The 18,811-nt window shown below is 44.6% G+C and carries 18 protein-coding genes and 1 pseudogene; 6 read left to right on the forward strand and 13 right to left on the reverse strand.

The window, feature by feature from the left end; translation table 11 throughout:
* Positions 1-11: 11 nt before the first annotated feature.
* Entirely contained in the window at positions 12-617 is a 606-nt protein-coding gene (locus tag EXU30_RS15955) for an acyl carrier protein phosphodiesterase (RefSeq protein WP_130601667.1), read from the reverse strand.
* A 325-nt stretch (positions 618-942) separates the two neighbouring features.
* Between EXU30_RS15955 and EXU30_RS15960 the strand changes: the two genes are divergently transcribed.
* From EXU30_RS15960 to secF, 6 genes are all read left to right on the forward strand, one after another.
* Positions 943-1,122, forward strand: a complete 180-nt coding sequence (locus EXU30_RS15960; RefSeq protein ID WP_130601669.1) for a hypothetical protein — start codon at positions 943-945, stop codon at positions 1,120-1,122.
* Between the two features lie 71 nt (positions 1,123-1,193).
* Positions 1,194-2,234, forward strand: a complete 1,041-nt coding sequence (queA, locus tag EXU30_RS15965) for a tRNA preQ1(34) S-adenosylmethionine ribosyltransferase-isomerase QueA (RefSeq protein WP_130601671.1) — start codon at positions 1,194-1,196, stop codon at positions 2,232-2,234.
* 178 nt (positions 2,235-2,412) lie between these two features.
* On the forward strand, positions 2,413-3,537 hold the full coding sequence (gene tgt, locus EXU30_RS15970; protein WP_130601673.1) for a tRNA guanosine(34) transglycosylase Tgt: 1,125 nt from the start codon (positions 2,413-2,415) through the stop codon (positions 3,535-3,537).
* A 37-nt stretch (positions 3,538-3,574) separates the two neighbouring features.
* Positions 3,575-3,907, forward strand: a complete 333-nt coding sequence (yajC, locus tag EXU30_RS15975; protein ID WP_130601675.1) for a preprotein translocase subunit YajC — start codon at positions 3,575-3,577, stop codon at positions 3,905-3,907.
* Positions 3,908-3,924: 17 nt separating this feature from the next.
* Positions 3,925-5,775 carry a protein translocase subunit SecD gene (gene secD / locus EXU30_RS15980; protein WP_130601677.1) on the forward strand — a complete coding sequence of 617 codons (1,851 nt, stop codon included), beginning with the start codon at positions 3,925-3,927 and terminating at the stop codon, positions 5,773-5,775.
* A gap of 14 nt (positions 5,776-5,789) precedes the next feature.
* Positions 5,790-6,737 carry a protein translocase subunit SecF gene (secF, locus tag EXU30_RS15985; RefSeq protein WP_130601679.1) on the forward strand — a complete coding sequence of 316 codons (948 nt, stop codon included), beginning with the start codon at positions 5,790-5,792 and terminating at the stop codon, positions 6,735-6,737.
* Between the two features lie 102 nt (positions 6,738-6,839).
* Here secF and EXU30_RS15990 read toward each other — a convergent pair whose 3' ends face one another.
* The 12 genes and pseudogenes from EXU30_RS15990 to pseB form a co-directional block, all read right to left on the reverse strand.
* Positions 6,840-7,862, reverse strand: a complete 1,023-nt coding sequence (locus tag EXU30_RS15990; RefSeq protein WP_130601681.1) for a radical SAM/SPASM domain-containing protein — start codon at positions 7,860-7,862, stop codon at positions 6,840-6,842.
* Positions 7,863-7,897: 35 nt separating this feature from the next.
* Positions 7,898-8,956: a putative sugar O-methyltransferase gene (locus EXU30_RS15995; RefSeq protein ID WP_130601683.1), complete on the reverse strand. Its 1,059-nt coding sequence runs from the start codon at positions 8,954-8,956 to the stop codon at positions 7,898-7,900.
* Positions 8,957-8,976: 20 nt separating this feature from the next.
* Positions 8,977-10,077, reverse strand: coding sequence for an FkbM family methyltransferase (locus tag EXU30_RS16000; RefSeq protein WP_165399033.1), 1,101 nt, complete (start codon positions 10,075-10,077; stop codon positions 8,977-8,979).
* Complete coding sequence (locus EXU30_RS16005) at positions 10,070-11,659, reverse strand: class I adenylate-forming enzyme family protein (protein WP_130601687.1); 1,590 nt, start codon at positions 11,657-11,659, stop codon at positions 10,070-10,072. Before EXU30_RS16005 ends, EXU30_RS16000 begins: the two co-directional genes overlap by 8 nt.
* 5 nt (positions 11,660-11,664) lie before the next feature.
* A complete protein-coding gene (locus EXU30_RS16010; protein WP_130601689.1) occupies positions 11,665-11,919 on the reverse strand; it encodes an acyl carrier protein in 255 nt (84 codons plus the stop codon).
* A gap of 54 nt (positions 11,920-11,973) precedes the next feature.
* Positions 11,974-13,038, reverse strand: a complete 1,065-nt coding sequence (gene pseI, locus EXU30_RS16015) for a pseudaminic acid synthase (protein ID WP_130601691.1) — start codon at positions 13,036-13,038, stop codon at positions 11,974-11,976.
* A 9-nt stretch (positions 13,039-13,047) separates the two neighbouring features.
* Positions 13,048-14,175: a Gfo/Idh/MocA family protein gene (locus tag EXU30_RS16020; RefSeq protein WP_165399034.1), complete on the reverse strand. Its 1,128-nt coding sequence runs from the start codon at positions 14,173-14,175 to the stop codon at positions 13,048-13,050.
* 13 nt (positions 14,176-14,188) lie between these two features.
* Positions 14,189-15,349: a hypothetical protein gene (locus EXU30_RS16025; protein WP_165399035.1), complete on the reverse strand. Its 1,161-nt coding sequence runs from the start codon at positions 15,347-15,349 to the stop codon at positions 14,189-14,191.
* On the reverse strand, positions 15,232-15,837 hold the full coding sequence (locus tag EXU30_RS16030; protein ID WP_130601697.1) for a hypothetical protein: 606 nt from the start codon (positions 15,835-15,837) through the stop codon (positions 15,232-15,234). Before EXU30_RS16030 ends, EXU30_RS16025 begins: the two co-directional genes overlap by 118 nt.
* Positions 15,830-16,558 (reverse strand): pseudaminic acid cytidylyltransferase, encoded by a 729-nt coding sequence (pseF, locus tag EXU30_RS16035; protein ID WP_130601699.1) that lies wholly within the window; start codon positions 16,556-16,558, stop codon positions 15,830-15,832. The genes EXU30_RS16030 and pseF overlap by 8 nt, the downstream gene beginning before the upstream one ends.
* Positions 16,555-17,700 (reverse strand): UDP-4-amino-4,6-dideoxy-N-acetyl-beta-L-altrosamine transaminase, encoded by a 1,146-nt coding sequence (gene pseC / locus EXU30_RS16040; protein ID WP_130601701.1) that lies wholly within the window; start codon positions 17,698-17,700, stop codon positions 16,555-16,557. Before pseC ends, pseF begins: the two co-directional genes overlap by 4 nt.
* Positions 17,697-18,691: pseudogene (pseB, locus tag EXU30_RS16045) on the reverse strand (UDP-N-acetylglucosamine 4,6-dehydratase (inverting)). Before pseB ends, pseC begins: the two are co-directional and overlap by 4 nt.
* Between the last annotated feature and the right edge of the window lie 120 nt (positions 18,692-18,811).

The following is an 18,811-nucleotide window of genomic DNA, read 5'->3' on the forward strand; positions in this document are numbered from 1 at the left end:
GTCAAACTCGCTTATGCGTTATCGACTAAATATTCGTTTGGCGTTCTGCGGCTTATTATGCGGGTATAGGCCATTAATTGTGGGTAGAAGGTGCGAAACGCAATTTCGATATCAACATACAGCTTATCGATATCGGCATCGGCGTATTGGAATAATTCAGGTTTTGACAACCTTGTTGACACGCCCTTAATTGCTTGTGATAAGCCTTTACGCGAGCGGTAACTACCGAGCCAATCTTGAGCGATGATTTTAGGAGCAATTTGATTGAGCTTTGCCGGTAGTTCAGGAGTTTGTTCTAGCTGTTTGTAGGCTTTTGCGCAAAATTCGCTTAACGGCAGTGAATGGTATTCTTGCCAATAATAAGCAAGGTAGTGATCGAAGCTTAGATCAACCAGGATAGGCGCGATACGACGAGAGCGTTTAGGAAAACTGTTAAGTAGATCAATTACTATATCATTAGCGTCGGTCATTGAATCGATTTGCCTATGTAACCAGATCCCCTGCTGCAGATGTTTAGGGTAGCTATCTATACTGCCTTTCGCAAAGTCGCCAGCAAGATTCGCTGCCATATTGGTGTCACTATTATCTGCAAGGTGCAAATGCGCCAAAAAGTTCATAAATTGCTCTTTTATTTTAAGAAAAATGAAGTATTATGTTTTTAACTTGTTAACACTGCGCTTTATGGAAACAGCATGAATAGTTACGCATGTTTCTACTTAGAGTTTTGATGAGAGCTGCTATGTTTTTAGCCCAGTGAATTATCAAGTAGCGCTATATATTTTTGTGCAAAAAGCTAGGTTAGCTATAACGCCACGTTAATCCAAAAAGCAGCACTAGTTAAAAACTAGCCTAGAGCATAACAAGATTCGCGACAGACTGTAGATAAGATTGTATTAATTACCCTTTAGAGTTTAACTTTGATATCGGTTTTAAGGATCATGGATGATGATAAACTGGCTAAATAAATTACTTGGGCGATCCAAGGGGCAACAGCGTACCAAGGTTGAAATAGATCTTAATTATGAAACGCATTCTTTCAAAATGGATGATATCCATCGCGAAGGAGTTAAGGCTGATGCAGACGTTAACGCAGAACTCGCTGAAGATAAGCTGACAAAATAACCATTATACTTGATATTAAGCGGCCGCAGTCATAGACTAGCGGCCGTTTTTGTATCTTGAGAGTTAACCCTATGCGCGTAGCCGACTTTTCTTTTGAACTACCTGATGAACTGATTGCCCGTTACCCGACACAGGAGCGTAATGCTTCGCGCCTACTAACTTTAGCGGGAAACACCGGCGCATTAGCAGATAAACAGTTTACCGATATTCTTGAGATGATAAACCCGGGTGACTTGATGGTGTTTAACAATACCCGAGTTATCCCAGCGCGTTTGTTCGGTCAAAAGGCGACCGGCGGCAAACTAGAAATTTTGGTAGAGCGTATGCTAGATGACAAGCGGGTACTAGCACATGTGCGCTGCTCAAAATCGCCAAAAGTCGATAGTATGATCCATCTTGATAATGGCTATCAAATGAAAATGTTAGCTCGTCATGATGCCTTGTTTGAGTTAGGGCTTGAGGATGACAACACTATTTTGACTGTGCTTGAAGAAATTGGCCATATGCCACTGCCGCCGTACATTGATCGCCCAGATGAAGATGCCGACAAAGAGCGTTACCAAACCGTTTACAATGACCAACCTGGGGCGGTAGCTGCGCCAACTGCTGGTTTGCACTTTGATGACAACATGCTGCAAGCACTGAAAGATAAAGGCGTGGATATTGCCTTTGTGACTTTGCATGTCGGCGCGGGTACGTTCCAGCCAGTACGTGTTGATAATGTACTTGAACACAAGATGCATTCAGAGTGGGCCAATGTTGAGCAAGGCGTAGTTGATAAAATCGCCGCGACTAAAGCCAACGGTAACCGCGTGATCGCGGTTGGTACCACATCGGTACGTTCGTTAGAAAGTGCAGCCAAGGCAAGTGGTGACGAGCCTCTTGCAGCTTTTAGTGGTGACACTGATATCTTTATTTACCCAGGCTTTAACTTCAAAGTGGTTGATTGCATGGTGACAAACTTTCACTTACCTGAGTCAACCTTAATCATGCTGTTGAGCGCTTTTGCAGGTTACGATGAAGTAATGAATGCGTATCAGCATGCGATTGCTCAAAAATACCGCTTTTTCAGTTATGGCGATGCCATGTTTGTGACGAAAAAAGCCGACTAATATCAGTTTTTGCTTTAAAATGTCAGCCCACTGTGAAGTGGGCTTTTTTGTACGCATTACAAACCTGACTGGTCAGCTTTTTAGATTGATTTACGCAAGGTGACTTGAAGCGACAAAAATTGCCCTTATCTCTATTGAAACACAAACATGTCAGACTGTTTATCTGGCAAGGTGATTTATGAAATTTGAATTAGATACAACAGACGGACGCGCACGTCGCGGCCGCTTAGTTTTTGAACGTGGTACGGTAGAAACACCAGCGTTTATGCCTGTCGGTACTTACGGCACGGTTAAAGGTATGACACCTGAAGAAGTACGTGCGACTGGCGCTGACATTCTGCTAGGTAACACCTTTCACCTGTGGCTACGTCCAGGTGAAGAAATCATGCGTAAGCACGGTGACCTGCACGATTTTATGAACTGGCAGCGCCCTATTTTGACTGACTCAGGCGGATTCCAAGTATTCAGCTTAGGTGATATCCGTAAAATCACTGAAGAGGGCGTGCACTTTCGCTCGCCAATTAATGGTGAAAAGATTTTCTTAGACCCTGAGAAGTCGATGCAAATTCAAGACTCACTAGGCAGTGATGTAGTGATGATTTTTGATGAATGTACACCGTATCCTGCAACACATGATGAAGCGCGTAAATCAATGCAGATGTCGCTGCGTTGGGCACAGCGTTCACGTGATGAGTTTGACCGTCTTGAAAATCCAAACTCTTTGTTTGGCATTATTCAAGGTGGTGTATACGAAGACTTACGCGACGAAAGTATCAAGGGTCTAACCGAGATTGGTTTTGACGGTTACGCAGTGGGTGGTCTTGCTGTTGGTGAGCCTAAAGAAGACATGCATCGCATTCTTGAACATGTTTGCCCGCAGATCCCAGAGGATAAGCCTCGTTACCTAATGGGTGTAGGTAAGCCTGAAGACTTAGTTGAAGGCGTACGCCGCGGCGTTGATATGTTTGACTGCGTGATGCCAACACGTAATGCCCGTAATGGTCATCTATTTACCAGTGAAGGTGTGATTAAGATTCGTAATGCCCGTCATCGCGAAGATACGTCACCACTTGACCCTAAGTGTGACTGTTACACTTGTAAAAATTACTCACGCGCCTATTTGTACCACTTAGATCGCTGTAATGAGATCTTAGGTGCGCGTTTAAACACCATCCACAACTTACGTTATTACCAAATGTTGATGGAAGGTTTGCGCGATGCTATCGCGGCGGGTACATTAGATGACTTTGTTAAAGACTTCTACACTGGCTTAGGACGTGAAGTACCTGAGTTAAAAGACTAATTTTCATTAATTTTAAATAGTATAAGAAGAGAGAACTATGTTTATTTCAAACGCATATGCAAACGCAGCAGGTACCCAAGCAGGCGGCGAAACCATGCAACTTATCTTTATGTTAGTTGTATTTGGTTTAATTTTTTACTTCATGATTTTCCGCCCACAATCTAAGCGCGTGAAAGAGCATAAGAGCCTAATGGAATCGATCTCTAAAGGTGACGAAGTGCTAACTAACGGTGGTGTGTTAGGTAAAGTAACTAAAATTAGTGCTGAGAACGATTACGTACTTTTAGCGATTAATGAATCGACTGAAATCACTATCAAAAAGGATTACATCACGGCAGTTTTACCTAAAGGTTCTATTCAGTCGTTGTAAGCCAAGAGGGCTCTAGAGTGTTAAATAAGTATCCAATGTGGAAAAACATCATGGTGGTGTTAATCATCGCCGTTGGTGGTTTTTACGCAATTCCGAACCTGTTTGGTGAAGATCACGCGGTGCAAGTGGTTGCTACCCGTGGCGTTGAAGTAACAGCGCAAACTCAAGCAACAGTGACTGACGTGTTAGCGAGTAACGACATTGCGGTAAAACGCTCTGAGCTCGAAAATGGTCAACTGCTTGTCCGTGTGCAAAACCCAGAGCAACAACTAACCGCTCGCGAAGCGATTTCTGAAGCACTAGGTGATAAATACACTGTTGCGTTAAACCTGGCTCCGGCAACGCCTGAGTGGTTAGAAGCCCTAGGTGGCGGCCCAATGAAGTTAGGTTTGGACTTACGTGGTGGTGTGCACTTCTTAATGGAAGTGGACATGAGCGAAGCCGTTCGCAAGATGGAAGAGGCAAAAATTGCTGATTTCCGTAGTCAACTACGTGAAGAAAAAATCCGTTACGCTGGTGTGCGCAAAACACCTAGAGGTATCGAGATTAAGTTCCGTGATGCAGATACTGTCGGTAAAGCTGAGCGTTACTTAAAGACTCGCGGTACTGACATGGTATATAGCGATATTTCTAGCGGTGATAACTTTGTGTTGCTTGCTAATATGTCTGAGATTTACCTCAAGCAGATTAAAGAAGAAGCATTGCAACAGAACATCACCACGATTCGTAACCGTGTGAATGAGTTAGGTGTTGCCGAACCTGTGGTTCAACGTCAAGGGGCTGAACGTATTGTAGTGCAGCTTCCTGGTGTTCAAGATACTGCGCGTGCTAAGACGATTCTTGGCGCTACCGCGTCGATTGAATTCCGCATGGTTGATGATAAAGCAAGCCCAACAGCTGCAGCATCTGGCCGCGTTTCAGCTAGCTCTGAAATCTTCGACCGTCGTGGTGGCGGACAAGTTGTGCTGAAAAAAGAAGTGATGCTAACTGGTGATCATATTACTGGTGCGCAACCTTCATTTGATGAATACAGCCGCCCGCAAGTATCGATTAGTCTTGATGCGAAAGGTGGTTCAATTTTCTCAAACGTGACCAAAGATAACATTGGTAAACCAATGGCAACCTTGTTCATCGAGTACAAGGACAGTGGTGAGCGTAAAGAAGATGGCAGCGTTAAGATGACCAAGATTGAAGAGGTTATCTCTGTTGCAACCATTCAGGCTCGTCTAGGTCGTAACTTCGTTATTAATGGTCTTGACCATAAAGAAGCGCAAAGCTTAGCACTACTGCTACGTGCAGGTGCGTTGATTGCGCCAGTTACCATTGTTGAAGAGCGCACAATTGGTCCTAGCCTGGGTGCTGAGAACATTGAAAGCGGTATGCAAGCAATGATCTGGGGTATGGCAATCGTATTGCTATTTATGCTGATCTACTACCGTGCATTTGGTTTTATTGCCAACCTAGCGCTTATGGCTAACCTAATTATGGTTGTCGGCGTCATGTCAATGATCCCAGGGGCAGTACTTACTCTTCCAGGTATTGCTGGAATGGTATTGACTGTCGGTATGGCGGTTGATGGTAACGTATTAGTATTTGAACGTATTCGTGAAGAACTATTGGCAGGTCGCACTGTTCAGCAAGCGATTCATGAAGGTTACGGAAACGCATTTTCGACCATTGCCGATGCTAACATCACTACCTTTATGACAGCGTTGATTCTATTTGCTGTGGGTACTGGTGCAGTGAAAGGTTTCGCTGTGACGCTGATGATTGGTATTGCAACCTCAATGTTTACCTCTATCGTAGGTACGCGCTCTGTGGTTAACGCGTTGTGGGGCGGTAAGCGCCTTAAGACGTTGTCTATTTAAGGAAGAGATTGCACATGTTTCAGATATTTTCAGTAAAAAAGACAATCAACTTCCTGCGTCACGCGGCGCCTATCAGTATTCTGTCTATGTTCATTGTGTTGGCATCTTTAGGCTCATTAGCCACTAAAGGTATCAACTGGGGCTTAGATTTTACTGGCGGTACTGTGGTTGAACTTGAGTTCTCGAATCCGGTTGATTTAAACAACTTCCGTGAAAAGTTAGTTACGCCAACAACTGATGGTGCAGTAGTACAAAACTTCGGCTCTAGCCGCGACGTATTAGTGCGTCTACCGGTGCGTGAAGAAGTTAAAAGCGATGATCAAGTTGATGGTGTGATGGTTGCGGCGCAATCAATCGACTCAAGTGTAGTGCAAAAGCGCGTTGAGTTTGTTGGGCCGCAAGTAGGTAAGGAGCTTGCAGAGCAAGGCGGATTAGCAGTACTTGTTGCGCTTATCTGTATTCTTATCTATGTATCGTTCCGATTTGAGTGGCGCTTAGCGGCCGGCTCTGTTGCCGCGCTTGCCCATGACGTTATCGTGACTTTAGGTATCTTCTCGGTACTGCAGCTTGAGTTTGACCTCACCGTACTTGCAGGTTTGTTAACAGTTGTCGGTTACTCGCTCAACGATACTATCGTTGTATACGACCGTATTCGTGAGAACTTCTTGAAGATCCGTAAAGGTAGCTCTGAAGAAGTGGTGAACACCTCAATTACGCAAACCATGAGCCGTACCGTGATCACCACTGGTACTACGCTTATCACAGTGACAGCCTTGTTCCTTAAAGGCGGTACTATGATCCATGGTTTTGCTACAGCATTGCTGCTAGGTATCATAGTAGGTACTTACTCATCGATTTACGTAGCATCTTACCTAGCGATTAAACTTGGTATTAATCGTGAGCACATGATGCCAGTTGAAATCGAGAAAGAAGGCGCAGATCAACAATCAATGATGCCTTAATTGGCAATTGCTAGTTGATTCGCTATTAGCGATTAACGAATAGTTATTAAAAACCCAGCATTGCGCTGGGTTTTTTATTTTGCTCAAGGCAAGAAAATGGTTTTATGCTTCTATCTTGTCGAATATTTCCTGCCTTTTTTGCCTGTCATCATCATTAACGGTACATGTCCGTTCATAACAAAGGTCACACGGCGACTTTTTAGTGCTGAATGTCAGTAATGATTTGCGCCAGCCTTGCATCAACTTAGATGCATAAAGGTCATAAATGGAGTTGTCGTCAGCTAAGTTACCAATGGCATATTTATGGCCTACATCTAAGTCAGGCATGATGTTACAGCAAGGGTAAACATAACCGTTGTGGTACACCGTTAATTCACGATAGGGTCGGAAGCACGGGTAATCGCGCATTTGAGTGATTTTTAAATGCTCCATTGCGCCAGCTCGGGAATGACCGATTTCTTCATAGTTCATGCAGTTAACATCAACCCGCATGCCATTATGAACAAAGTGACTGTGGATTGAGAATCCGGGATCTTCACTGTCTATTGTTAAGTCCTGTTCAAGTTTGTCGTAAAACTCGATAAGTTCTTGGTGACGTTCTTGATGGTCGTAGTCGCCTTTTGTATGCAAAGTAACATTAATGCCAGTGACGCCAATTTCACTCAGTTCTTGCAAGGCTTCTAGATCTAAATAGTCGCCATTAGAATTAAAAAATAGTCTGGCTTGAGGCAGCTGCTCTAGTGCATATCTGAGCTTTTGGTAAAACTTTTTCTTACTCGCCAGTGGCTCGTTATATAAGTTGTAAACCAGCTTTTCGCTGTAGTTTATTTGTTTTAACTCGGCAATTAGCTTGTGGTAAATGTCGTCGCTCATGTGCTTGATCTTGCCTCTGCGCTCATCTAAAAATGACACAGGACAGTAGCTGCACTTGCGGTTACAGAAGTTAAATGGCTCGATATTGACGACGGAAACATATCGATAAAACAGTTGCTGCTTTTGCTCTTGGCCGCAGTCTCCTGAAAACAGTATTGATTCAATGTGCTTTTGATCCAGCAGTCGTTGCCAGTAATCTCCCCCGTTAGCGCTAGCAGGGCGATCATCTTGAATGTGTTTTCTTGTGCTCATCAATCCTCCTTAATGACCGAGTTTGGTGGGGGAGTTTACGTTAGCTGGCGCTTGTACAACCTTAGCTCAGAGTTGAAACCATCAATCGTTTCAAATCCAAAGGGATGAACATTGGTTGCAACAAGCTGGTAGTTAGGTAAGAAACGATCATAATCTTCACCTTTAATCTGTTGTTTTACGCCAGCGTGACCGTCTTTAGCGAGTTGCTTACCTTCACGAAGATTACGCAGTAGTACATATTTGGTATTTAACCTATCAACGTGTTTAAGGTAGTTTTCAACCACGTCTGGCTCCATTTCTTGGAATGAAATGAAGTTCACGAACAGATCCAGTTCACCAGAAATATTAGGTAGTTGCCACGGGCAAGCTACGGCGCCTTGGTACTGCTGCGCTAATTGCGTCAAACTGGTTTGCTCGAGTGATTTTATATCTTGGTAATCGGCGATATTGTCTTTGCCAAATACCGATTGCAGATAGTAAGTCGAGAATAAACAGGTTGGTGCAATGTCGACATCAAGATAAAAGCAGTTGTTACGCTTATCGCTAAGTAAAATTTCACCAAGCGAGCCAAACCCGCCGCCGATTTCGAGCACAGTGTTAATCTCAATTGAGCCAAGTTGTTGCTTAAGGAAATTAATGCCGAGCAGATAGTTTAAGCTTGAACGGCTAAAGCGGCGGCCATCAAATTCAAACTGCTCTAGTGGGTTACCGACATTGCTTTCACTAAAGGTGTCAGTAAAGGGCTTTACTTGGGTCTCGGTCGCTTTTAGTACGCGATAATCACTGCGAGCGTGCATTTCACCGTTGAGGAAGTCTTTCATCAGCAGTGTTGCTTTTGCATCGCCGTTTAATTGGCGCTCACATGTCGCCACCATGGCGTGATATTTCTCTTGCTGCGTTGCCCAGCCATGGAACATGTATGTAGGCACAAAGTAAGACAGGGCGCTGGTCATTGAGCGAAAATTTTCAATCCCGTGCTGATGTAAATCTTGCTCAAGCCCTTTAGCACCAAATTGCCAAAAACTTGTTGGTAGATATTTGTCATCAGCCTGCTTCATGTCCTGGCTAATGATTGATATATGGTCTTTCCACATGGCTTTTCCTTGCTCGCCTATTAGGTATTTTGCAGCGTTGACGCGCTAGGTTTTGGTACACAATAAAGCACCGTTTCCAACAGCATGTCGCCATAGACACGCAAATACATGTCGTAATTCGGGTTCATTTCGTTGATGAGTGCCGGTATTTTCCACAGATCACTCGGTGTGTGATAAAGGCAAATAGCCAGTACCGGCGTATAGTCTTGAATGATATTTCTAGCACCATTCAACGCGGCGACTTCGGCGCCTTCGACGTCCATTTTGATAAAATTTGGCTTGGCGGAGTACACCACATCATCTAAGGCTACACAGTTGATGGTTGTGGCATCGAGACTATCAAGTGATAGCTTGCTTGAAGTATTTTGACTGGCATCAAAGCTTAGTTGCGCACTTTCACTCCATACTCCCGCAGGATAGACAAAAATATGCGCGCTACTATTAGTTTGAGACAATTTAGCGCTAGTACGACTTAACCGGGTAAGGTTGGCGGTATCTGGCTCAAAGCTGGCACAATATTCAATGACTTTATTGTACTTGTCGGCGGCGAAAAATAGCTGTTCAAGTGTGTCGCCAATGTAGGCGCCTGCATCAATGAACCTGATTCGTTCAAGAGTGGCAAGGGCAGGAACATCTTCACAAAAGTACTGTATTTGGCTGTCAGGAATAGGGTAGTCCGCTATGTCAAAATCGGTTCTAAATCTGACTATTTGATCAAGTAGTTGCCTGCTCTTGTCATCCGACAGTAAATGGCGAAATTGTTCGATCCCCGCACCATCAACACGTTTGCTCTGGTCTTGGTCAAACCAAAGGCTATGGACTTTCAATTGTTCAATAATCGCAGGGAAGGCATGCAGTGACTCGGTAAAGTCATAAACTTTAGTAAACCCCTGTGATAGTAATTGCGCTTTGATCTTGCTAGAGATCAAGCCAACCGAGATATAGATGGGCACATCTTTATTTGCGATAGGTTCTGGCCTAAGTACGGCTAAGCCTTGAACACTGGTTTTATTAGAAAAGCCGTCAATAATGCCAATGGGATTGATGTTAGGTAATGGTTTGATTGTATTTAAGAAAATCTCGCCTTGAATACCTGCGCCAAAGATATAAATCTCAGTCATCAGCAGACCCTCCATATAACATCATTCTAAGGCTGTCAGTCCAGCCGTCGTTGAGCTTGCTATATTGCTCTCTTAACATGAGCTTTGATACTTTACCTGTAGCGGTTAGCGGCAGCTCATCAGGGAAGAAGTATTTTAACGGCCGCTGGAAGGCGGCGAGCTGTTTATTGGCTAACTTCCTTAGCTCAGACTCAATCTTTTTCGACTCAATCGTATTGGGCTCAGCAATACAGATAGCCACTATCACTTCACCTAACAGGGTATCTTCAACACCAATCACTGCGATTTCGTGGATTGCACTGTGTTGCAATAAAACGCTCTCGATATCTTTAGGGTAGATATTTATCCCACCCGAAATAATGATATCTTTTTTTCGCCCTACATAGCTGAGGAAACCATCTGCGTCTTTTTCGCCTAAATCGCCAGTAAGGAAATACTCTTTGTGGAACGATTGCTGCGTTAGTACCTGCTGCTGATAATAACCGCTAAATGCTAGCGGCGTGCGCACAGCAATTTCGCCAACAGTATCCTTGGTAACCTCCTTATATTCATCATCGAGTATTACAAGGTCTATGTTGTTACATGCACTGCCAACGGTTTGATATTTAGCCGAGGCCTGAGCTGGAGATAAATTAGTGGCAACGGCAATTTCTGTCGCGCCGTAAATTTCATGGAAGTCACAACCGATAGCGTTAAATACCTGCGCTTTGAACTTGGCATCAATCGGTGCTGATGATGTCACTATGGTGTTTAACGATGTCAGTTGTTTTGCATTGGCGATAAGCTGTTTCTTTAACGCGTATAAGTGCGAAGATACCGAGATGACGAAGCTAACTTGATATTGCTCCACCAGGTTTAGCCATTGACTAGGGGTGAACTTACCTAGGTGCACCATGGTGCAACCAAGCAGTAATGGTACGAATGTTAGTCGTTGACCCAGTGAGTGGAAGAAGGGGGATGCGCACAAACTCACATCGCGCTCAGTTAAATGATACAGCTCCCATGATTGCTTGGCTCGTTCCAGCTTGACCTGCTGTGAGATCATAATTGGCTTTGGCGCACCGGTCGAACCAGAAGACAGGGTGATCAAAAAATCTTGTGCTCCTTGCCAGCTGGCTATGCGTGCGTCTAGCTCGGCTGATACTCGGTTATTGCCTTGCGAGATTTCGGCATTATTTTGCGAAACAGCTGATAAATCAACAGCTGACAAATCAATGGTCGCTATAGCGTGTTTTGCTTGAGCCGTTTTTTGAATGGCGCCGGCGCTACCAGCCAATATGTTGGCATCAACGGCCTGGCAGGCGCGTATCAGCTGCGCTGGCAACAGCTGACCGTTCATTGGTATACAGCAGCCATTGAGTTTGGCGATGGCCAAGCAGGTACAGATATTATCTTTTTGATTATCTGTAATTAACGCCACCCGTGGTCTTTGCTGCCCTGATTTGTCGATGATTTTACAAGCGAGGGTTTCTATTTCTGCAAGTAGCTGAGCATAGGTGTAAGTATCTTCAGCATCTACAAGTGCTAGCTTGTCTGGAAAGCGAGTTGCAGCGCGATGAAAATAATCGTAAATGACAGACATTGGGATTAGTTACTCGTCATTTTTGCTAAGGCGGCAGCGGCCAGTCCACCCACGACTTGTAGAGATGAGTCTGCAAGTTCGATAGGGGTAAACTTGATAGAAAATTCACTCTCGAGGGTCATGATAAGACTTAAAATCGCGAATGAATCTAATAAGCCCTCAGTGACGAAATTACTATGCTCAGTGACTGATACTTCATCAGCATGCTGCTTGATGTAGTCAATGATAGTGTTGGTTATGTCTTGTTGTGCTTGATTCATTGTCAGTTCTTTATGTTTGTTCTTAAAGTTAGTTTTACTGGCTATTGATGGTCGCTACTCAATGATGTCCCAACTAAGGCGATCGCCAGCGACCACATTGGTTTTGATCTTACGCCCTAGAATAAGGGGCAGGTATTTAGGCGCTAAGCCAAAACCTGGACGCACGGAGCGAACGTTCTCCATTGACAGCACATCACCTGCTTGCAAATCTTGGCTGATATACAAAGATCGACGTCCGTTGCTATTTTTCGCCGCCTCTGGGGTGAGGCTGTATTCAACCTTACCAATGGCAGCTTCTGCACGGCGAATTTCGGTGATCATGGTTTGAAATTCTTCAATCGTCAGCGAAAAGAAGCTATCGACTGTTTCTTCGCCGTCATCAAGTTTGATGTGCTTTTCGATTACACAAGCTCCCATAGTGACTGCTGCAATAGGTACACCTATGCCTACCGTGTGATCAGACAGTCCAACAGGGCAAGCAAAGGTTTGCGCCAAGCTTTGAATCGTGGTCAGGTTAACTTCTTCCGCCGGAGTTGGGTAGGCGGTGGTACATTTTAGTAATATGACCTGTTGGCAGCCATTTTCTTGCAGGCAATCAATAGCTTGACTGATATCCGTTAAGCTAGCTAAGCCTGTTGATACAATCACTGGCTTTCCTGTCGCAGCCACCTTTTTAAGTAAGCCGAAATCGACAATTTCAGGTGAAGCAATTTTATATGCCTTTACTGGGAACTGCTCTAATACATCAACCGAGGTGTCATCGAACACTGAGCCAAATAATTCAATACCCAGCTTTTGTGCTTCTTCAAATAGCGCTGGTAGCCATTCCCAAGGGGTATGGGCATATTCGTAGAGGTTATACAGGTTCTGATACTTGGCCCAGGCGTTATCGCTTGGAATAGCAAAATCACCATGGTTAACATTAAGTGTAATGGTATCTGGGCGGTAAACTTGCAATTTTATGGCGTCAGCACCGGTTGCTGCACCAGCTCTCAATAGCTCAAGTGCCTTGTCTAAACTGCCGCCATGGTTTCCTGAAAGCTCAGCAATAATATAGCTCGGTTCGCCTGCTGCGACTTTTTTATCACCAATAGTGACTTGGTTTTGTAGTTCGTTCATAGGAAGCCTTTAATCAAGTGTTACCCACTGCTGTTGCGCATGAGATTTTGCTGCGTTATCAAGCAGTGAAAGCCCTTCATGGGCGTGTTGCCAGCCAAAGACGTACGGGGAGTTATGCTTACCAGATTGTTTGAATTCGATTAGTGCATCGGCGATGTCTTGATAGAGGTTGGCAAACGCCTCGATAAACCCGCCAGGATGTCCAGCTTTAAAGCGTTCTCTAATCTCGCTCGGGAATAAGCAATTGCCGCGGTTATAGATAGTTTCAACTGATTGTTGATTGAAAATATGTAATTGCTCTGGGTGTTCCTGTACCCAGTGACCGCTGCCCTTGTCACCAAACACTGAAATACGTAGACCATTTTTGTGGCCAATAGCGGTTTTACTCATCCAGTAAGACGCTCGAATGTTCTGCTCGCACTTTAACCAAATGTTGGCATCATCGATGATGTTGTCGAACACAGAGTAATGATTAAAATCTGCGTTGACAGCCGTCGGAGTTAACCCAGTTACAAAGCTGCTGATATGATGTACATGCACTGCAAGGTCAAGTAACAATGTTGGGATATCACCATCTTCAAGGCGCCATGCTTGCGGTGACATATCATTGATTTCTTGAATAAAACCATCAGAAGGCATTTCAGCACGGACTTGCAATATCTTCCCTAAATCGCCCGCTTCTACATGCTTTTTCAGTACCCTTAACATAGGGTAACCGCTGTAGTTAAAGGTTACAGCAAGAAAACCTTTAGTTTTATTTAGCGTATGCTGAATTGATTTTGATTGTTCGATGGTTGCCGTGAGCGCTTTTTCACAGATAACTGCTATTCCTGCTTCTAATAGCTCGCAGACAACTTGCTCGTGATCAGGGGTTGGCGTCAGTACCACCACAGCATCGAGGTTGGCTGCTTGCTGCGCAATATATTGTCGCCAGTCGTGGTAAATAAGCTCAGGTGGAATTTGCCAGTAGCTGCCAGTATCAAGGCTTTTGGTAGCATCACGAGAAAAACACCCCGAAACCAGCTTCCAGGTGCCGTCAAGCTGGCAAGCTACGCTATGAGCATAGCCTACGGCTGAGTTATACGCGCCGCCAATAAAGCCTATGTTCAGTGGTGCTGTGTTTCGTTTTTGTTGCATTAAATCCTTACCTTTAGTCCTGCCTACGGGACTGCGGCTGACGCATGACATAGTGAAAATCATCACTTGATGCACCAGCAAAAAATGTTCCAATTACGTCATGGTATTCATGAGTTAATGGTACGTCTTCAAAGCCAAGATAGTCGTTCATCAGTTTTACATAGTTGTTTTTCTTATGAATTACGGCTATCCAAGGGGTATCTGGGTGATGCTTGTCACAGTGTTCTAACTGCCAATTGAGCGCCAGCATTGCGTCCTGGAACGAAGTGCTTTGCTCTGTAACAAACCAACCACCGATAAGAAATTGACGTTGCAGCAGATGAGCAAGGTGACCAGCATCTAGCTGATAAACTTGATGCCAAATGTATAAACTGATTTGCTCATTATGTTCTAGAGCGAATGAGTCACGAGAGCTAGTAAACCACCAGTGGTAGTGCCCGAGCCTTGGGATCGCTGTGGTAGCAATCATGTTTTTGGCGTTGGCTGCGAGATTACGGCTGTCCAAATAATGATTGATATCGGAATCAACAACCGCTCGTACTCGATAGTTGTCGTTGAGCCGTTCATATTGGTGTTGCTGCGAATACGGCTTGGTGTAGGTTTCAAGCGGCTTACTACATCCATGAGTCATCACTTCAGCGACCCTTGATGCTCCCATGCCATCGATGGCGATGGTATTGATATCAAGCAGCGCGGTTACTCTGTCGTAGTTAGCCTCTATCGTTTGTACCAATTTAGCTAGCTGCGCGAGTTCCATGTCAGTATCGCAATGGAAATAATGGCCAATTCCTTCTAGCGCACTAATATCTGTTTGTTGATTCGCTGATAAAGAAAAAGTGACTGCAGGTTTTTTCAGGGCAAGCAGTTGATAAAGCACACCACCAGCCGCGCCAATGTATAAATCACATGCCGCAATATGTGGGTACAAGTCATAGCAATCGGTAATTGGCTCTACCCAATCATCCTGTTCAAACAAGGATAGCAATTGCTGCTTGTTATCTGTCAACGGACCTATGATGGGTTTAATCAGCCAGTTGTTTTGTTTGGCTTGCTCAGCTAGCGCTGAAATAAGCCCTGCGCTCGTATGGCTATCTCCGCCGCCGCCAATGCCAACAAGAATGGTAAATCTGCTGTTAACGCCTGCGGCGACAGCTTGGCTATAAGCGCTGCCCAATAACGCATACTGTGGCCCCAACAGCACATTGGCTTCAGGGGCACAAGATTTTGATAATAGTCTTTGGTATCAGGCCCGCGCCATCGCACGTCCAGTAATGCGTCGCAGTGGTGCTCGCGGCATAAGTCATCAATAACCAACAGTCTCACATCTGGACTTCTGACTAATTGCTCCCATTGTTTGTCGAGGTTGTAGTCATCCACCACTAACCACGTTGCATCAATCTGCGAAATGGCTTCAGTCGTCCGTTTGGCATCTTCAACTGCATCTAATTTATTGAGCTCGGTATCTTTGAGCTCAGTACCTTGGTACAAGTACTGGTGCGTAAAGTCCTTCAAAAAGGGCACAATCGAGGGCTCATACACACTCAGCAGAAAGTAGCATTGGTGACCAACTTGGGTTAATGCCTCAGCGAGACTGATACACCTTACTAAGTGTCCAACCCCTTGCCCCTGACCTGTATTGACTCGAAAAGCAATGTTAGCCATGGGATTTCTCCGTCATCACTGCTGTCTCTGCCAACATTAGTTTGTGCAGCGCCTCTGCTCTGCGCCAGTCATCTAGGGTGTCAATGTCTTGCACCTGATGGTTTGGGAGGACAAAAGGCATAGCTTCGCTGGAAAACATTCCCTTGCTTTTTGGGTCGACAAAGGCACTTGCTTTGCCCCAGTAAAATTGCCCAGCATCATGGTAAGCTTTTTCAAGATCCTGTGAGCGACTATTAAAATGCTGTGGCTGAAACATTTGCACGCCATTGTCATCGGTAACTTTAAAAGCACGTTGGATAGGTGATGGGAATTCAGTGACCGCAAAGCAGTAGTTTTTTTTCTGTTGCAGCAAAAGTTGCTCTAGTGATTGGCGTAATGTTTCGCCCTGAACAAAAGGGGCGGTCGCATACAGTACGCAGACAAACTCTGGATCATAGTGGTGCTCTCGCAACCAGTTGATTGCGTGGGTGATAACAACCGCAGTTGTGGCGTGATCATCTGAAAGCTGCGCAGGCCTAACAAAGGGTACTTCAGCGCCATATTGCTTGGCAACATTGGCAATCTTTTGGCAATCAGTGGATACAATGACCTTATCGAAACAATTCGACTCAAGCGCCGCTTCAATCGAGTAAGCAATGATTGGCTTACCGTTAAACAGTTTAATATTCTTGCCCACAATACGTTTGCTGCCGCCGCGTGCTGGAATAATGGCTACTTTCATAGCAAGGCCTCAAGCGTGTCACAAATATAATCAACTTGCGCTGGAGTAAGCTCGGGATAGAGCGGCAGTGATAGCAACTGGCTATATAAGGTCTCTGCTTGTGGCGCATCGCCTTCATTAAAGCCTTGAGCTAGATAGTATGGCTGTAAATGAACCGGGAAATAATGCACATGTACTTGAATATTCGCCTGTCTCATTGCATTGAAAACTTGTTTTCGCTTGGTTGGGTTATGTAATTTGATTAACAATAAATGCCTAGCAGAATAGCTATTACTTAGAGGCTCAATGGTGTCTAAGGGTAACTTGCTTAGTCTTTGTTGGTATTGCTTGGCAAGTTCATTGCGCTTAGCTGTATAGTTATCTAGGCGAGCGAGTTGTGACACACCTAAAGCCGCATGTATGTCACTCATGCGGTAGTTTAAACCCAATTCATGTTGCTCATAATACCAATCACCTTCATCCGGTCTGAGTAATTCCGCGCAGTTTTTATCTATTCCATGACTACGCAGGCTTTTGAGCTTACTCACTAAGTTTGAATTTTGCGTGGTGAGCACACCACCTTCGGCAGTGGTAACAATTTTGACGGGGTGGAAACTAAATACGCATATATCACTGAACTGGCAACAGCCCACATGTTTGTCGTGATAACGACTACCTATGGCATGAGAGGCATCTTCAATAATGGCGATATCGTATTGACTAGCAACCTGTTGAATAGCTTGCATATTGCAGCTGTGGCCGGCCAAGTGAACCGGAATGATGACTTTTGGTAACTTGCCAATACTTGCTGCATGAGCAAGCTTTAGCTCAAGCGCTTTAGGGCACATATTGCCTGTTGCAGGGTCTACGTCTACAAAGTCGACTTTAGCGCCGCATAATCTGGCGCAATTGGCTGAAGCAACGAAGGTAAGCGGGCTGGTCCATACCCAGCTATGCTCATCTACACCTAAAGCCATGCAGGCAATATGCAGCGCAGAAGTTGCGCTATTTACCGCGATTGCATGTTTTGCACCAACATATTGGGCAATGGCGCTTTCGAACTCGGGCACTTTAGGCCCTTGAGTAAGAAAGTCTGACGTGAGTACATTTAATACTGAGTCGATGTCTTCTTGAGTAATGTCTTGTTTGCCATAAGGGATCATGCTTTGGCATCCAGCTCAATAATTTGCTCGACAGATAAGAATTCTGGGTTGCTACCTGAGTGGTACTCAAACCCTGGCTCGACTAATTTGCCGTTCTCATTGAGTCGATTGCGGTAATAGTTAATCTCTTCCCCAAAAAACTTGATGCTAGGGTAATCACAAAGTGATCATCAAACTCGATATTGTGGTGAGAGTCATCTTCTGGTGCCATGATTTCATGCATTTTTTCGCCAGGGCGAATACCAATGATTTTTTGCTCAAGCTCTGGCCCATAAGCTCTTGCAAGATCGGTGATTTTGATAGACGGGATCTTAGGAATAAATATTTCACCGCCTTGCATGCGCTCAAAGTTTTTCAGAACAAAGTCAACGCCCTCTTGCAAGGTAATCCAAAACCGCGTCATATCAGGGTGGGTGATTGGCAGCTCAGTTGCGCCTTGGGCGATGAGCTTTTTAAACAGAGGAACCACAGAGCCTCTAGAACCAACAACATTGCCATAGCGTACGGCGGCAAAACGTGTGCGCGCATTGCCAACCATGTTGTTAGCCGCTGTAAATAACTTATCTGATGCTAGCTTTGTTGCGCCATAGAGATTGATTGGTGAGGCGGCTTTGTCTGTTGATAGCGCGATGACTTTTTCAACGTTATTGCTGATTGCGGCTCTGATGACATTTTCTGCGCCATTGATGTTGGTTTTAATGCATTCCATCGGGTTGTATTCAGCCGCTGGGACTTGCTTCATTGCGGCAGCATGAATCACATAATCTACATCTTTAAATGCTTGTTTTAGCCTATCAACATCACGCACGTCACCAATGAAGTAACGCATACAGCTATCATTAAATATTTGCTGCATTTCATATTGCTTCAGCTCATCGCGAGACAGAATGATGATGCGTTTTGGTTTATAACGCTCTAACAGCGTTTTGGTATATTTGTGCCCAAATGAGCCTGTGCCACCTGTAATAAGAATTGATTTGTTATCAAACATAATGTCCCCGATTTCACAGTTCATCATTCAGCATAAATAAAGGCCGCTAAAGCAGAAATAGTGACATTGTAGTTATGTCATTATTATCTATGTCACTATCAACACTAGCAAGTAACGCAC

This window comes from Shewanella maritima (assembly GCF_004295345.1).
Lineage (GTDB): Bacteria > Pseudomonadota > Gammaproteobacteria > Enterobacterales > Shewanellaceae > Shewanella > Shewanella maritima.

Bases quoted from the DNA above. Each gene is read 5' to 3' on its own strand.
- EXU30_RS15960 (WP_130601669.1), top strand. From the start codon at position 943: ATGATGATAAACTGGCTAAATAAATTACTTGGGCGATCCAAGGGGCAA.
- secF (WP_130601679.1), top strand. From the start codon at position 5,790: ATGTTTCAGATATTTTCAGTAAAAAAGACAATCAACTTCCTGCGTCAC.
- EXU30_RS15995 (WP_130601683.1), bottom strand. From the start codon at position 8,956: ATGTGGAAAGACCATATATCAATCATTAGCCAGGACATGAAGCAGGCT.
- queA (WP_130601671.1), top strand. From the start codon at position 1,194: ATGCGCGTAGCCGACTTTTCTTTTGAACTACCTGATGAACTGATTGCC.
- EXU30_RS15955 (WP_130601667.1), bottom strand. From the start codon at position 617: ATGAACTTTTTGGCGCATTTGCACCTTGCAGATAATAGTGACACCAAT.
- pseC (WP_130601701.1), bottom strand. From the start codon at position 17,700: ATGATCCCTTATGGCAAACAAGACATTACTCAAGAAGACATCGACTCA.
- EXU30_RS16020 (WP_165399034.1), bottom strand. From the start codon at position 14,175: ATGCAACAAAAACGAAACACAGCACCACTGAACATAGGCTTTATTGGC.
- EXU30_RS16010 (WP_130601689.1), bottom strand. From the start codon at position 11,919: ATGAATCAAGCACAACAAGACATAACCAACACTATCATTGACTACATC.
- pseI (WP_130601691.1), bottom strand. From the start codon at position 13,038: ATGAACGAACTACAAAACCAAGTCACTATTGGTGATAAAAAAGTCGCA.
- yajC (WP_130601675.1), top strand. From the start codon at position 3,575: ATGTTTATTTCAAACGCATATGCAAACGCAGCAGGTACCCAAGCAGGC.
- EXU30_RS16005 (WP_130601687.1), bottom strand. From the start codon at position 11,659: ATGTCTGTCATTTACGATTATTTTCATCGCGCTGCAACTCGCTTTCCA.
- pseF (WP_130601699.1), bottom strand. From the start codon at position 16,558: ATGAAAGTAGCCATTATTCCAGCACGCGGCGGCAGCAAACGTATTGTG.
- EXU30_RS16030 (WP_130601697.1), bottom strand. From the start codon at position 15,837: ATGGCTAACATTGCTTTTCGAGTCAATACAGGTCAGGGGCAAGGGGTT.
- EXU30_RS15990 (WP_130601681.1), bottom strand. From the start codon at position 7,862: ATGAGCACAAGAAAACACATTCAAGATGATCGCCCTGCTAGCGCTAAC.
- EXU30_RS16000 (WP_165399033.1), bottom strand. From the start codon at position 10,077: ATGACTGAGATTTATATCTTTGGCGCAGGTATTCAAGGCGAGATTTTC.
- tgt (WP_130601673.1), top strand. From the start codon at position 2,413: ATGAAATTTGAATTAGATACAACAGACGGACGCGCACGTCGCGGCCGC.